Genomic DNA, 15,210 nt, shown 5'->3' with positions numbered 1-15,210 from the left:
GCGGGCCACCTGTTTTGTGTCATGGTCGGGTTGGGGCAGGGGCTGCCCCAAGTGGGTTGTTTGTTATGCCTTGCCGAGACGCTTGCGCAATTCGGTGTTTTCGGAGCGAAGCTTTGCAGCCAGTTCCTTGCGCAGCTTGAGGTTTTCAGCTTCCAGTGCAACAAGCGCCTTGAGATCATCGCTCGACGATGCCTTGGCAGCAGCCGGTGCTGCGGTCTTTCCAGCGGCATTCTTCCAGTTGTAATAGGTCTGTTCGCTGACTTCAGCCTGCTGCAATGCAGCTTTCAACGTGACCTTGCCACCCTTGGTAGCCTTTTCAACGGAGGCAAGAATAGAAGCGCGTTCGGCTGGCGAATATTTCTTCACCTTGCGGCCAGCTGGTGCTGCAGCAACTGCAGCGGCCTTGGGTGCGCTCTTGGCAGCTTTGGGAGCCTTGGCTGCCTTCGCCGCAGGCTTTGCAGCGGCTGCTTTAGGCTCGGCCTTCTTGCGCGGTGCACGGGTTTTCGGCTTGCTGCTTGCAGGCTCTGCGGCAGCGGTCTGGTTTGCTTCTACAATGGTTTCATCAGCCATGTTCAGTTTCTCCTGAATTGATACTCGGGTAAGCTTTCCGGGTGCCGAATATATGGGACAATGCTTAATGCAACCATAAGTGCCATTACTTTGACAATTTGTGAAGAGATGCCATCCAAAGACATGCGGCGAGCGATCTATTATGAAGGCGGATTGATTGTTGAAAACGGGCCCCGAAATCTATAGGTAGAGCGCAGTACCTGTCGTACACTTCCATGGAATTTGATCGAGAAAGCTATTTTCGGATGAAGAATCCAATCCGCAATGTTGTGGTTGAATATAAGAACCGGCGTGCGCGCAAGAGCGGCAACTCTCTTTGGGGCAACCTTGATCTGAAATCGATTGCCCGTGAAGTGGACAAGGATGTCAAGGCACCGCACGCAGCCGAGCCGTCAAAGCCCGCTATCCCGCAAACTAGCAGTAAGCCTGCTGAGACCATCCAAGAACCCGCCCCACAGGGGAAAGCCATTGTTGAGCCGGTAATCTTGGAAGCAATCACGTCCCAACAAGAAACCAAAACGCTTCCGGCTATCGCCGCTCCCGTCTCGGCAACGCCTGAAAAGAAAAAGCGAAATACTCGCCGCCACTTGAAGCCAATTGCTGACAAGCCGGTAAAGGCAAAACCATCTCCGCGCGCGAAACTTGATATTCTGGATGAACTGCAAGCGCTTGAGGCCGAGAATGCTGCACTAAAACGACAGCTGGCTGAAAAGCTCGCCGCCGAAAACCAGAAAATGCGAAAAATGCTTATGAGATAGAGGTTAATAATTTATCCGATTGATTGTTTGAATATATTTCCCGGCGCCTAAACCTGTATTCCCGCCTAAGCAGCAATTATCGTGTCTTATTTGATTTGGAAAAATATGTCGATTTAGTATAAACAATCCGGCGACTGGGGAGCTTTTCGACTTCTTCAGCATCGAAGAGGCGAGACATGGATGCAAAGTCGGTCTATATCACAGTGATGCTGATCATTCTTGCGAATGGCGGCGTTCTGAGCGCAATCCTCTCCGATTTTCCGACCACGTTAAGACCTGCTGCTCGTATCTGGCAATGGGCTACTCTGCTCGTCGCTCTTGGGTGTGGGATATTCGCTGCCGAAGTTTACTTGCCGTCGAACCTGGCGATCATTACGGCAAATGTGGTTTTGATGATAGCGCTGAGCATGTATCATCTGGCCATCAGACAGTTTCACGGATTACCACTGTACTCGCACGTTCTGTTGGTGCCGGTCTTGGGTATGCTCCCGTTTCTTTATTACGTTGTCTTCGTTCCAGACATCAAAGTGCGGGTGATCATCGTTTCGATTCTTTGGGCTATCATCATGTTAGCCTCGACAGCTATCCTGATCAGTCCCGAACACTCAAAGGAGTATCAATCCCGTAGTCGGTTTGCGATGGCTGTAATTTATATAATGGCGGCGCTTACCACGATACTGCGCGCAATCCTTTACGTCTCGCTAGATACACAACCGAATTTCACGATTGCGGACAACACCCACTGGATGAACAGCGTGACGCCAGTGTTTCTATCTGTATTGCCGGTTATTGGAACCACAACATTTTTGCTCATGTGCTCCGATCAGGTCAAACGCCGTTGGCAGAATGCTGCATCACGCGATTATTTAACAGACCTGCCAAACCGGCGTTCGCTGATTGCGTATGGTACGTCGATCATAGGGTCCACCGAAGAAACATCCAGTCACCGGGCAGTTGCAATCCTCGATATCGATCAGTTCAAATCCATCAATGATAGCTATGGTCATTTTTCAGGCGACGTCGTTTTGCAAACGCTTGCACAAAGACTAAAAGCCATTTTGCAGGCTGATGATTTTATTGCTCGTACAGGCGGTGAGGAGTTCGTAATCATTTTTGGCGAAAAAAGCAGCCGTGATGCAGAAATGGCCGCCGAACTAGTCCGTAACGCCGTTGCGGGAAACGTGTTTTCTATAGGCAACGCGTCAATATCAGTCACGGTGTCGATCGGACTTGTCGTCCAGAACAAATCGATGAAGTTCGATGACGTGATGATACATGCTGACAAGGCGCTGTATGTCGCAAAGAATAATGGACGCAATCGGATTGAAGTCGTTGCGATAGACACGGCGTGATAGCTCGACCGTTGCAGGTGTGAGTTCCATAAGATAGATTACGCGATTGATCTATATAACAGCAATATACAGATGCGACAGATGGGCAAGATAGAGATGCGACATTTTTAGGTCGCGTGCCCTGTTCAGATCGAACGAGGAAAGGAAGACTGGGCGGCTCTTCACACGTATCCGTTTAGAGAGTTGCCATGTCTTGTTTGATTACGATGTCGCAGAAAGAACTCAATAGATTGGAAGTCATTCAGAAGATTCGAGATCGTCGTCTGACGGTTATCCAGGCGACTGCATTGCTGGATCTCAGCCGCAGCCAGATCCATCGTCTTTTACAGGCTTACGACAAGCTTGGGCATTCGGGTCTGATGTCGGGACGACGCGGACGCCCGAGCAATCGTCGTTACAGCGAGGATTTCCGGAATGCGGTGCTTGATTTGATCCGGGCTTATTATCGGGATTTTGGGCCGACACTGGCCTGTGAGAAGCTTGTCGAACGCCACCAGCTTTCGGTCAGCAAGGAGACGCTGCGGCAATGGATGACGGCGGCGGGTTTGTGGACGTTACGGCGCGAACGCAAGCGACAACTGCATCAGCCGCGCGGTCGGCGTGATTGCTTTGGTGAGCTGGTACAGATCGATGGTTCGCATCATTGGTGGTTTGAGGAGCGGGGTCCCAAATGCGCCCTCCTCGTTTATATTGACGATGCCACGGGCAAGCTCCTGCATTTGCGCTTCGCTGGATCAGAGAACACGTTTGATTATTTTCATGCGACGAAGGCCTACCTGCAGCAATGGGGCAAGCCGCTGGCCTTTTACAGTGACAAGCATGGTGTGTTTCGCACGACCCATGGTTCGCAGCAGGATCGCACGAGCGGTCTGACCCAGTTTGGCCGGGCGCTTTATGAACTCAACATCGACATTATCTGCGCCAATACCCCGCAGGCCAAAGGCCGTGTCGAGCGGGCAAACAGAACTTTGCAGGATCGTTTGGTCAAGGAATTGCGACTGCGCGGCATTGATACGATCGAAGCAGCCAATGCTTATGCGCCGGAATATATTGCAGACTTCAATGCTCGTTTTGGCAAGGAGCCGCGCAATCCTAAGGATATGCATCGACCGCTGGCCGCGCATGAGAACATCGATGGTGCGATGTGCCGGAAGGAAGTACGGACACTGTCGCAAACACTGACACTGCGTTACGACAAGGTGCTGTTCATCCTGGAGCCGACGGAGTTTGCAAAGCGGCTGGCTCGACAAAAGGTGATTGTCTGCGACTATCCGGATGGCCGTCTGGAGATCATGTATGGTACGGACACCCTGCCCTACAGAACATTCGACAAGCTTCGTTCTGTTCATCGCTCGCCTGTTGTCGAGAACAAGCGACTGGATGACATGCTTTCGATTGTGGCCGAGATGCAGGCAGGCCGGGAACTGCAACGCAGCCAGAGCGGTCCCCGTCGCACAGGTCAGACGAACCATTTGTTTGGCGTGCCTGATGGCAGTGTCGGGAACGGGTATCAGAAGCGCGAGCGCAAATCGCGCGCCGCTTACATGAACGATCCTGACGTTATCGCGCGCCGGGAGAAGGCACTGATGAGGCGGACAGCAGCCGAATAATGATCGTCAATGCACCTCAATGTCGCTTTGGGTATCCGATTCCAGCTGCAGGCAAGCTGCCCAGAGCGGCGAAGAAGCTTCAGCTGGCGGGTGATGTCGTGCATGACCCAAAGCGACGGAATGATTGTTACTAAGAAAGCTAAAGCCGAAGGGCACCTATCGACCCGCCCCCATTCCTCGCTTGCAACCCTGACCAGCCTCTCGGAATGGGGGCTGAACGTCAGCACCTGTCGCATCTCTATCTTGCTGGAGATAGCGCATCCCTATCTTGCCAAAACAATCTATTATAACAGGGTGGGTTCTAGCTTGAAGTGCGACTTGCAAGTCAATTCATGAAGCTCGACCGCATCACGGATTAAGCCATTGAGATGCGACAACAGCACCCACATGATCGTAGGTAAATCTCGCCCTGCGATTGCCCTGCCGACGGAGTTGAAACCAGTCCAGCGTCTCCGCCCGAAAAACCATAACTCCGAAATGTATTTTGCCATCGGGCGTGCTTGTGAGTTCCGGCCCGGCAGAGATATGGGCAGTATCGAAGGCGAGCTCGTCGCCAGGAGGTCCGCCTGCATAGGTCGCGCGCGTCCATGCCGGAAGCAACTCCCAAGCCGCTTCGGCGAGCGTGTGATCAACCGCAAAAAGCTCGACAGTTCCCTGGAGACGAAGCTGCAAACGCGTCTGCGGACAATAGCCAAGTACTGTCGCACGAGGATATGCATCAAACTCGCGCCATTTGGCGCTGCGCGTGTCGGTGTGGAATTCGAGAACCCGCTTTACCGCATTGGCTTGCCGCAGCACGACCATGCGCGCTTGCGGCATGTTTCGGGCATCGACGGAACAGAGATTCAGATAGCGGAATCCGGACTCCGGGTGAATAGCCGCGGTTTCAAGTTCAGCCCAGGCGGCGACATCTGATTCTTGAATGATATCCACGCTGCGCCCTCCCAACAACGAGAAGCGGTGCCGGCTTGAAGATCAGCACCGCTTCTTAATTGTTCTGCTGAAAGCGGATCAAACCGAACGGGTGATCCCGCCGTCGACGCGCAGGTTCTGCCCTGTGATATACCCCGCGCCGTCCGACACCAGAAACGCGATGGTCGCAGCGATTTCCGCCGTCGTGCCGTAGCGGTTCATTGGCACGCTGTCTCGTCGTTCATCGGTTGATGGAAGACTATCGATCCAGCCCGGCAGGACATTGTTGATGCGAATGTTCTTCGCTGCATAATCGTCGGCGAAAATTTTGGTAAAGCGGGCCAAACCGGCGCGGAATGTCGCGGAGGTCGGGAACATCGCCGAGGGCTCGGAAGCCCATGCCGTCGAAATGTTGACAATGGCGCCGCCACCTTGCGCTTCCATGATCGGCGTAACCAGACGAATTGGCCGCACGGCGCTCAGGAAATAGACTTCCATGCCCTTGTGCCAATCTTCGTCTGAAAGTTCGAGAATGGGTGCGCGGGGGCCATGTCCGGCTGAATTGACCAACGCGTCCACTCGCCCCCATTTGTCCATCGTGAGATCAACGAGCCGCTTTATGTCGTCGTTGACAAGGTTCGATCCTGTGATGCCAATGCCGCCCAGTTCCTTTGCCAGTGCTTCACCCTTGCCGGACGAAGACAGAATAGCGACGCGGTAGCCATCCTGCGCCAGTTTTCTCGCGGCGGCAGCACCCATGCCCGAACCGCCAGCCGTAATGATCGCTACTTTTTCTCCAGACATGAAAGTCTCCTTCATCAAAATGTTGAACACACTATGCCAAATTTTGCATGAACTTTCGCGCCAGAAAGAAACACGCTATGCTGTAGAAAATCTACAGGATTCCTCATGGACCAATCACGCCGTAAATTGCCCCCACTGAATGCCTTGCGTGCCTTCGAGGCGTCAGGCCGCAGACTGAATTTCCGCGCCGCTGCTGATGAGTTGTTTGTTACGCAAGGCGCGGTCGCGCAACAGGTTCGGGCGCTGGAGGATCATCTCGGTTTAACGCTGTTTCATCGTCTGCCGCGTGGACTTGCTCTGACTTCGCAGGGGGCGGGCTATCTTTCAGAGGTGACCCGGGCTTTCGACACGCTTGGAGAAGCAACAGGTCGGCTGCTGGATCGACCGGAGGCCGTCACGATCAGCGTCACGCCAACCGTTGCCGCCAAGCTGCTAATCCCGAGACTTGCAAAACTTCAAGCCGACCTTTCCGGCATAGAGTTGCGCACTGTTGCGACAGAAGCTATTTCCGATTTCGACAGGGACAATGTGGACATAGCAGTGCGCCTTACCCGTCCGCCCTTCCCTTCCACGCTGGAAGCAAAACTGCTGTTTCGTCAGGAATTGGTCGCCGTCGCGAGCCCCTATCTCGTTGGCGAGCGGGTTTTGCCCCTGACAAGCGAACAGCTTCGGGAGATGCCGCTCCTTCACGATGCGCATAATCATTGGCCCGAACTTTTGGGAGCGAAGGTAAAACTGCCTGGCGCAATGTTCAACCAGACAGCGCTCGCTTTGGATGCTGCATTGGCAGGCCAGGGTGTCGCCCTGGCGTGCAGGGCTTTCGTAGCGTCCGACATTGCCGCAGGGCGGCTGGTGCAAGTGGCCGAACCTACCATCACGATAGAACCCGATTATTATCTGGTCCGCAAACGGTCTACGTCGCCCAGGAAAGCTGCCGACGCGGTTTGGGAATGGTGTTCAGAGCGGTTGCTCTTGCCAGAAATGAAATCAGCGTCGGACGGCTGACTGTTTTTTCCCTTTCATTACACCAACATTGCAAGGCAACGCTTTTTTAGATCGGCCAATAAGGTTGCGCTGCGGTACCGCGGGCGGAGTAGTCCTACGTCGAAGACATCACGAACACGACCGGGATTAGGCTCCATGATCAAAACCCGATCAGCAAGATAAAGCGCCTCCTCCACATCATGCGTGACGATAATGATGGAGACCTTGTTCTTCTCCCAGATGGACAAAAGTTCATCTTGAAGGCGCATCCGCAAGATCGAATCCAACGCTCCGAACGGTTCATCCATCAGCAGAATATCGGGTTCCTGCGCCAGCGCTCTGGCTATCGCCGCACGTTGAGCCATCCCGCCTGAAAGCTGCTTCGGATAGGCCTTCGCATAGTCGCTGAGACCAACGAGCGCGAGGTAATGCTGTACTCTTTCGCGCTTGGATGCGGGCGAAAGATCAGACTTGTCGTAAGCGAGTTCAACATTGCGCTCAACGGTGAGCCATGGATACAAACGGTGATCCTGAAAAACCATGCCGACCTTTGCCGTTGACTGAGCGTCGCCACGTGTAATCGAACCTCGATAGTCGCCGTCCAATCCTATAATCAATCGCAGCAGTGTGGATTTTCCGCAGCCGGATGCACCGACGATGGAGAGGATTTCGTTGTGTCCGACCTCAAAATTGATATCCTTCAGCACCGGGCGTGGAGCACCGTCGAGAACGAAGGATTTACTGACATGTTCGATTGAAAGAGCGTTCATTGGGTCTCAACTCCAGGGGGAAATGATCGATGTGGCGCGGCGAACAAGCCATGACAACAAAACACCGCCCGCAGCCAAGGTGAATACGCCAACGATCACGATATCCATGCGAAATTGATCACGCGCGCTTGCAATATAGCTGCCGAGGCCGCGACCATTTCCGATTGCATATTCTGCGCCTATCGTTCCGATCCATGCCGATAGAGCAGCAATTTGCAAACCGACATAGATGCTCGGAAGCGCCGATGGCAGATAGAGACGACAGATGCTGGTCCGGCGTTTCAAGTGCAGCGTTTTTGCAACTTCGATTAGCGAGGATGGAACCTGTCGCACGCCCTGCTCTGTCGCTAGAAAAAGTGGGAAGAAGGTAGAGAGTGCTGTGAACACCAATTTTGTGCCTTCACCGTTTCCGAACCACGCGGTCAGCAGCGGAATCCAGGCAAATAGTGCGACTTGACGCACCGCATGGATGGATGGTGCGAGCGCCAATCCGGCCCAACGATAGCTCCCAACCACAAATCCGAGCACGAGCCCTGCAATGCCGCCGATGCTGCCACCGACAGCTACACGGACGATGCTCGCCGCAAGTGCCGCCCATAATTCTCGCCCGGAAGGATCGAGAAACGGTGCTTCCAGAACCTGAGAGAGGTGAATGGCCATGGGGCCAGTGATCAGGCCCGCGGATAACGCACCCCACCAAACGATCAATGCAGCGATTGGCACCACCGCACCGCGAGGAAATGGTGGGAGTAGCGAGGAACGCTCAGCCATTTGCGCCGCTCTCCCTGCGCATCAGTGCCTCGGCACGCTTCAGAAGAAGGTCGAGCAGAAAGCCCACAACGCCCACCACCACCATGCCGACGATAACAATGTCGAGCTGGAAAAGTGTACGCCCCCAGACCATCATGTACCCAAGACCATCCGTACCCGCGAGCATTTCGACGACGATCAGGGAAACGAATGCCTGACTGAGCGAAAGCCGGACACCACTTGCGATATAGGGTGCCATTGCCGGGATCGTCAGCTTGAAAAACCGGGTCCGCGTGCGCAAGCCAAGAATGTCGGCAACCTCGTTGAACCCTTTGGGGACGTTTCTGGCTCCCTCTGCGGTGCTGATAGCCATCGGCACAAAACAGGCTTTCGAAAGGATAATGATCTTCACGCTTTCTTCGATACCGAATAGCAGGATCAGGATGGGCAGCCAGCCAAGAGATGGCACAGCTGCAAGCGCCCTGAAACTTGGCCCGAGATAAGCATTCGCGGTTTCGGATTTGCCAATCAGAAAGCCGAAGGCGAAGCCGAGGGACGAACCAATCAGAAAGCCCTCTGCAATGCGTTTGAAGCTGACGATGGCGGCAGAAAATATGTCGCCGTCGGCCAGAAGATCCAGAAAGGTGTTAAAGACCCAATCCGGACGTGGAAGCACCTGCGGCGAAACCCAGCTATTCGCCGACGCGGCCCACCAGAGAACGAGCAAGCACACCGGGCCGGACAGAGCCAGCACGTAGCTTGCGACGCGCGTTTGCAATCGCGCTGACCGCTCGCCTTTAATTCTCCGGGAAACGCGAAAGCCGGCACCAGCTTCGAACGTCGCCATAAGCTTCTCCGATCAGTTCAGAAGGCCGCCTGTCGCGGACCGATCCGGCCACAACGACTGAAGGTTCAGTGTCTTCACGGCATTATCCACGTAGCTGCGGTCGACCCAGGCATCGAGATCGATGTCACGGCGGATCAGCTTCTGCTGTTTGTCGAATTCGATGCCGCTGCGATAACGAGCCGCGAAGAAACCGTCGAGCCGAGGATTGTACTTCTTGCCGAGCTCGCCGCCTTCATTCGACTTACGAATAACCTCGATTGGCGTCCCTGCCCGCGACCAGATCTTGAAAGCCTCTTCCCGGTTTTTGTCGTCCGACAGCCATTGCGCCGCTTTGACGAAACCCGTCACGACTTTTTGCGTTGCTTCCGGGTAAGCTTTTCGGAACTCGTCGGTGACGAGGAAAGCACCGAAGCCGTCACCAGTCGCGCCAGCAGCGGATGACTTGTAGAAAATCTTGGCCAGGCCTTTATCTTCAAGCGGAAGCAGGAAATCAGCGCCGAACACGGCATCGACGCTCTTTGCTGCAATAGCGGCGAGCTGATCGGCATTCTTCAAATCGACGATGGTGATATCTTTTTCGGACAGACCTGCATTATTGAGGGCTGTAATCAGCGCCCAGTGAATGATGGTTGCTTTCTGGATGGCGACTTTCTTACCCTTCAGGTCGGCGATGGACTTGATGTCGAGATCGGGTCTGGACGCGCCAAAAATCGTGGTTCCGCCATAGGATGCCAGAATGACAGTATCGAGACCGTTCGCCTTGCCGATGATATTGGGAACCGCGCCATAGGATGCAAAGTCAAGTTGACCGTTGGACAGTGCTTCGTTGATGGCCGGGCCTGTCCCCGTGAAATAGGTAAACTCGACTTTGGTGGGAGTTCCCTTGAATTCATCCGCGATGAAGCCTTTGGCGTCCGCTATTGCCTGAAGGCCGACGCCGAACGGCGTCCCAAAGCCGAAGCCCACATCACCGAAACGAATAGATGCTGGTGCATCCTCGGCCAGCGTAGGAGCAGCCGTGGCGGTTATAACGCCGACCGCCAGCAGGAAGGTCGATAAAAATCGTCTCATAAATTTCTCCAGTCAGGGTATGATTTTTCCGGTCTCGAATATCCGGTAACTCCAGTCGCCAGCCGTTCCGCGCGGCTTGGCATTTTTCCATCCCATCTCTCGACGGAAACTGCCCATCACGCCACGCGCAATCAGTTCGCTCTCGGTCGCGCCTTCAATCGCCTCGGAAAGCGGTGATACGTAGAGCGCGTCGGTTGGGCAGAAAAGCTCGCACAGGAAGCAGGTCTGGCAGTCCGACTGGCGCACGATGATGGGCGCGCTGTTGGGAACCGCATTGAACACATTGTCCGGGCAGGCCTCGACACACAGGTCGCATTTGATGCAGCGGTCTTCACTGACTATCTCTATCATGACGCTGCCCTCACTCGATTATCCGCCTCAAACGAAGCCCAGATGTTTTCAATGCCCCCGGAGTCAATTGGCTTTGCCATATTCGGATTCGTCTCCGGAAAATCCGTGCGGCGCTGCAAGCCACGGCTTTCCTTGCGTAACAGCGCGCTTTGGGTCGCCCATCGGGCAGTCGCAATAAGCGCTTCGACCTCTCGCACTTTTGTCGTGCGGTGCAATCGCCAGCTTTCGTCCTGCCAAAGCGAGGCCAATTGTTCGGACACTATCGACAGCTGATCATGGTTTCGGAAGAATCCACCATCCAGCGGAAGAACCTGCTGCTTGACGTCGTTCAAAACTGCATCGACATCGCGGATCGCCTGATCTGCCCGTTCGGTCAATTGACCATTGGCGGAACGCACTTTCCTGTCGCGCCAGTTCGCGCCCAACGATTGAACAAACGTCGCGGCATCCTCACCAGCCCACGAACCTGTCGCCATCGCCCAGCTGGAATTTGGGCCGCCGCCACCGCTGGACGCGCCCGACATTCCCTGCCGGGTTGCCGCGTCTCCGGCAGCAAACAAGCCGGGGATCGTTGTCGTTGCGCGACCGTCGATCTTGAGACCACCGGTGCCGCGAACCGTCCCTTCGTGGCGAAGAGTAATTGGAAAGCGCTCAGTGAAGGGATTGATCCCCATGCGATCAAACGGCACAAAGATATTCGGCTGGCCGCGACGAAATCCTTCTTGCAAACGCGGTGGCGCTTTATCCAGAACGGCGTAGACCGGCCCTTTGATCAGTTCTCGCGCGACAATGCTCTGGCGGTCTCCTGCCGAGGAAAGTTCATTGCCCTGCTCGTCGCTGAAAGTGCCCCAGAAATACACCACGCCTTTCGTAACGCTTGAATAGGCTGGCGAAATACCGAACTGGGCGGAAAACTCCATGCCTGAAAGAACAGCACCAGCTTCCGCGGCCATGAGATAACCATCGCCGGTGAGGTTGTTCGTGCCAAGCGCGCCGCTGCGAAACGCGCAGCCGCCTGTCGCAATGACCACCGCGCCAGCGCGGACGTGCAACAACTCACCCGACCGTCGATATCGCGCGATTGCACCTGCAACCGCACCCTCAGACACGAGTAATTCTACTATCGGGCAATGATCGATAATCCGCACATGCGCCTTGATCAGCTTCTGTCGCATGAACCGCAGATAGTCCGGACCGCGAAGCATTCCGCGATAGGGCCTGCCATCCTCGTAACTTGGAAAATCGTAGCCCCATTGGGCGAGCAGATCGAGGTTCTCGACAGTCCGGTCAAGCACGCGCTCAATACGTTCCTGTTCCGCGAGGCCCTGCCCGAGCCGCACCCTTTGCGCAACGGTCGCGCTCCGTTCGGCGGTGCCGCGATGGGTGTATATCGTGGTGGTATTGCCTGCCGCCGTGGCGCCGCTGGTGCCGACATAACCCTTTTCGACAAGAACGACGCTCGCGCCCCTGGCAGCTGCATTCCAGGCGGCCCAGCACCCGGCTGGTCCCCCTCCGATCACAAGCACGTCCGCTGATATTTCTACTGTATCTATATTCATGGTCTCTCACATTCGCGAAAAACCTATAATTTATATAGAATTTATCAAGGAAGGTTTGATTGGCGTCAGGGAGGTGGGTTAAAATAGTTTTCCATAATGATAAAACGCGCCGCAAAGACTTAAAGGTCTGCGGCGCGAAACTGAAATATTAGGCAGCGGATCGTGGTCGTGTCGGGATTTGCCTTAAAGCACCATTCTCGGCATGCCCTCGGGCCTGAGATAGCGCTTCAGAGCCGCGATACGGAAGATGGCGTTCACGGCCCCATAACCCTTGTAGCCACGCCGTTGCACGACTTCGAAGAAGAAGCCCTGATCGTCTGTCGGACTGTACAATTGAAAATATTCGCCGGTTTCATCGCGATCATAAAGAACATTGGCTGCTTTCAACTGGTCCGTAAAATCCGGATCAAGCCCAAGTCGCGCTTCAAGATCGTCATAGTAGTTGGGCGAAATCTCCAGCGTGTGGAAACCGTTGGCTTTCAGCGCGGCAGCGGTTGCAAAGATATCGTCGGTCGCGAAGGCCAGATGCTGAATGCCGGAACCAAAGGTTTCGGCAATGAAGCGGCCAGCCAGTGTGCGCCGGTTTTCAGCGCCATTGAGCGTGATGCGCAGCGATCCGCTGTCATTTTCAACGACCTGACTGCGCACGACACCAGCCGGATCGACAATGTCGACCATAGGCGATTTTCGCGATTCCGTAAGCGACGTGTAGAACAGGAGCCAGGTCAGAAGTTCGTCGAACTTCATCGTCTGCGCGACATGGTCGATATGGGTGAGGCCCACGCCCTGAGAGTTGCCGGTCTCCGCGACAGGTTCGAACTCAATGTCGAAGATACGAGCAAGATCGGTCTTTTCATCAAGGAAATAAATAAGACCGCCCCCAACACCGCGTATTGCTGGCATGCCAATTTCGCCCGGATCGAGCGGCTGTTCGAATGGCTCTGCGCCCAAGGCAATCGCGCGTGCTTGCGCCGCCGCAGCATCATCGACAACGAGGCCCATGGCATAGGCCGTCGTGCCGTGAACAGCATAGGCCGAGCTTGCGAAGCCGCGTATATCAGTGTTGACGACCAGATTGATGTGGCCCTGACGATAGAGCACGACATCCTTGGAGCGATGCTTGCCCGCCAGCTGAAAACCAAGAGCGCCGAGCACCGATGCGAGTTTATCGGCGCTTTCGGCATGCGCGGTAAATTCGATGAACCCAACCCGATCCACTTTGGCTCTCGCGGGCATTTCGGTCACCGTAAGCCGGTTTTCCGGCTCCACACGACGGACCTGATCACCGAGATAGATCAGCGAGCGACGGCCATCGGCGGCGATAGACGCGGGCAATCCGCCTCGGAACTGATCATTGAAAATCTCCAGCGAGAAATAGCCGTCATAACCGGTGGCGGCTACTGCGCGCATGAAATCGAGAACCGGCAGATCGCCCTCGCCCGGCATGTTGCGATAATGACGGCTCCAGTAAAGCAGATCCATATCGATCAGCGGCGCATCGGCCATCTGAACGATGAAGAGTTTTTCCTTTGGAATGGAGCGGATCGAATTCACGTCGATCTTGCGCGCCAGCGTGTGGAAACTATCAAGGATCAGGCCAACATTGGGATGATCTGCGCGACGCACAATCTCCCAGGCATCGCGATGATCATTAATGTGGCGACCCCAGGCGAGCGCCTCGTAACCCACGCGCAAATCGCGGCGGGCGGCACGTTCGCCAAGCTCGCGGAAATCATCGGCAGCGCGATCAATCCCGCCCATGGCCACCGGCGATACATTCGAGCACACCAGTACGAGGTCTGTAGCAAGTTCCTGCATAAGATCGAACTTGCGCTCGGCGCGGTCGAACGTACGGCTGCGCAATGGTTCAGGCATGCCTTCAAAATCGCGGAACGGCTGGAACAGAGTGATTTCCAGTCCCAGATCGCGTGCCATACGCCCCACCTGACGCGGACTTTCGTCAAAGGTGAGAAAGTCGTTCTCGAAAATCTCGACACCGTCGAAGCCAGCTTTGGCAATGGCTTCGAGTTTCTGTGGCAGATCACCACTGATCGAAACCGTTGCTATCGAAGTTTTCATGAGAGGCTCTCCTGGTCCGGTTTACTGTATATCCGCGTTTAAAGGGTTGGTGCTGCTATCGGCGCTTTTGGATTATCAAGCTCGACATGTCCGCCAAGGAACAGCTGCCCCACGCGCGGATCAGCAAGAAGCTTTGCGGCTTCGTCGTGCATCCGCGTTTGCCCGAGCTCGAGAACCAGACCGTAATCCGACATGGCAAGTGCTGCCTTGGCGTTCTGCTCGACCATCAGGATGGTGACGCCCTGATCACGCAGGCGAATGAGTGTTTGAAACACCTCTTGAACGAGATTGGGTGACAGACCGATGGACGGCTCATCGATCAAAATGAGCTTCGGATCAAGCAAAAGAGCGCGGGCGACCTCCAACTGCTTCTGTTGGCCGCCTGACAGCTCGATTGCCTTGCGGTCGCGGAACTGTCGCAGCATAGGAAACTGGTCCATGACCTGTTCGATACGGGCGCGGACCTTGGCAGGATCGGGCGATGTGATGCCCCCAAGTTCAAGATTGTGGTAGACGGAAAGCTGCGGCACGACATTGCGCCCTTGCGGCACATAGGTCACGCCGTTGGCGATCATCTGGCGCGGCGTATTGCGGGTGACGTCTTTTCCGTCCAGCAGGATTTGCCCCGAATGGATGTTCAGGAGGCCAAAGATCGCCTTGAATACGGTCGATTTACCGGCTCCATTAGGCCCAATCACGGTCGTGATGGTGCCCTTTGGAATGGAGAAAGACACGCCGTTCAAAATGGTGATCTTGCCATAGCCGCCGTGAAGGTCTTTGAGTTCAAGCATAT

At 55.1% G+C, this 15,210-nt stretch carries 15 protein-coding genes; 4 read left to right on the top strand and 11 right to left on the bottom strand.

The window, feature by feature from the left end:
* Positions 1–63: 63 nt before the first annotated feature.
* Positions 64–570, bottom strand: coding sequence for a transposase (locus WIX40_RS18695; protein WP_171319769.1), 507 nt, complete (start codon positions 568–570; stop codon positions 64–66).
* Positions 571–815: 245 nt separating this feature from the next.
* Between WIX40_RS18695 and WIX40_RS18690 the strand changes: the two genes are divergently transcribed.
* From WIX40_RS18690 to WIX40_RS18680, 3 genes are all read left to right on the top strand, one after another.
* Entirely contained in the window at positions 816–1,328 is a 513-nt protein-coding gene (locus WIX40_RS18690; protein ID WP_339441370.1) for a hypothetical protein, read from the top strand.
* Positions 1,329–1,504: 176 nt separating this feature from the next.
* Positions 1,505–2,680 (top strand): GGDEF domain-containing protein, encoded by a 1,176-nt coding sequence (locus tag WIX40_RS18685; protein ID WP_339441368.1) that lies wholly within the window; start codon positions 1,505–1,507, stop codon positions 2,678–2,680.
* A gap of 188 nt (positions 2,681–2,868) precedes the next feature.
* Positions 2,869–4,290: an ISNCY family transposase gene (locus WIX40_RS18680; RefSeq protein ID WP_339438206.1), complete on the top strand. Its 1,422-nt coding sequence runs from the start codon at positions 2,869–2,871 to the stop codon at positions 4,288–4,290.
* Positions 4,291–4,638: 348 nt separating this feature from the next.
* Here the strand turns inward: WIX40_RS18680 and WIX40_RS18675 are convergent, their stop codons facing one another.
* Both WIX40_RS18675 and WIX40_RS18670 read right to left on the bottom strand, forming a co-directional pair.
* The gene (locus WIX40_RS18675) at positions 4,639–5,223 is read right to left on the bottom strand and encodes a pyridoxamine 5'-phosphate oxidase family protein (RefSeq protein WP_339441366.1); all 585 of its coding nucleotides are present in this window, start codon (positions 5,221–5,223) and stop codon (positions 4,639–4,641) included.
* A gap of 78 nt (positions 5,224–5,301) precedes the next feature.
* The gene (locus WIX40_RS18670) at positions 5,302–6,006 is read right to left on the bottom strand and encodes an SDR family oxidoreductase (RefSeq protein ID WP_339441364.1); all 705 of its coding nucleotides are present in this window, start codon (positions 6,004–6,006) and stop codon (positions 5,302–5,304) included.
* A 105-nt stretch (positions 6,007–6,111) separates the two neighbouring features.
* Between WIX40_RS18670 and WIX40_RS18665 the strand changes: the two genes are divergently transcribed.
* Positions 6,112–7,011 (top strand): LysR substrate-binding domain-containing protein, encoded by a 900-nt coding sequence (locus tag WIX40_RS18665; RefSeq protein ID WP_339441362.1) that lies wholly within the window; start codon positions 6,112–6,114, stop codon positions 7,009–7,011.
* A 17-nt stretch (positions 7,012–7,028) separates the two neighbouring features.
* Here WIX40_RS18665 and WIX40_RS18660 read toward each other — a convergent pair whose 3' ends face one another.
* The 8 genes from WIX40_RS18660 to WIX40_RS18625 all read right to left on the bottom strand — a co-directional run bounded on the left by WIX40_RS18660 (position 7,029) and on the right by WIX40_RS18625 (position 15,208).
* Complete coding sequence (locus WIX40_RS18660; RefSeq protein WP_339441360.1) at positions 7,029–7,760, bottom strand: ABC transporter ATP-binding protein; 732 nt, start codon at positions 7,758–7,760, stop codon at positions 7,029–7,031.
* A 6-nt stretch (positions 7,761–7,766) separates the two neighbouring features.
* On the bottom strand, positions 7,767–8,531 hold the full coding sequence (locus WIX40_RS18655; protein WP_339441358.1) for an ABC transporter permease: 765 nt from the start codon (positions 8,529–8,531) through the stop codon (positions 7,767–7,769).
* On the bottom strand, positions 8,524–9,357 hold the full coding sequence (locus WIX40_RS18650; protein WP_339441356.1) for an ABC transporter permease: 834 nt from the start codon (positions 9,355–9,357) through the stop codon (positions 8,524–8,526). Before WIX40_RS18650 ends, WIX40_RS18655 begins: the two co-directional genes overlap by 8 nt.
* Positions 9,358–9,369: 12 nt before the next feature.
* A complete protein-coding gene (locus WIX40_RS18645) occupies positions 9,370–10,428 on the bottom strand; it encodes an ABC transporter substrate-binding protein (protein WP_339441354.1) in 1,059 nt (352 codons plus the stop codon).
* Between the two features lie 12 nt (positions 10,429–10,440).
* On the bottom strand, positions 10,441–10,779 hold the full coding sequence (locus tag WIX40_RS18640) for a 4Fe-4S binding protein (protein WP_339441353.1): 339 nt from the start codon (positions 10,777–10,779) through the stop codon (positions 10,441–10,443).
* A complete protein-coding gene (locus tag WIX40_RS18635) occupies positions 10,776–12,338 on the bottom strand; it encodes an FAD-dependent oxidoreductase (RefSeq protein ID WP_339441352.1) in 1,563 nt (520 codons plus the stop codon). Before WIX40_RS18635 ends, WIX40_RS18640 begins: the two co-directional genes overlap by 4 nt.
* Positions 12,339–12,521: 183 nt before the next feature.
* Positions 12,522–14,417, bottom strand: coding sequence for a bifunctional sugar phosphate isomerase/epimerase/4-hydroxyphenylpyruvate dioxygenase family protein (locus WIX40_RS18630; RefSeq protein WP_339441351.1), 1,896 nt, complete (start codon positions 14,415–14,417; stop codon positions 12,522–12,524).
* Positions 14,418–14,455: 38 nt separating this feature from the next.
* Positions 14,456–15,208 (bottom strand): ABC transporter ATP-binding protein, encoded by a 753-nt coding sequence (locus tag WIX40_RS18625; protein ID WP_124915462.1) that lies wholly within the window; start codon positions 15,206–15,208, stop codon positions 14,456–14,458.
* Positions 15,209–15,210: the final 2 nt, after the last annotated feature.

The sequence above is a fragment of the Ochrobactrum teleogrylli genome (assembly GCF_037482325.1).
GTDB classification, from domain to species: Bacteria; Pseudomonadota; Alphaproteobacteria; order Rhizobiales; family Rhizobiaceae; genus Brucella; species Brucella teleogrylli.
This window is presented reverse-complemented; position numbering and strand designations above follow the sequence as displayed.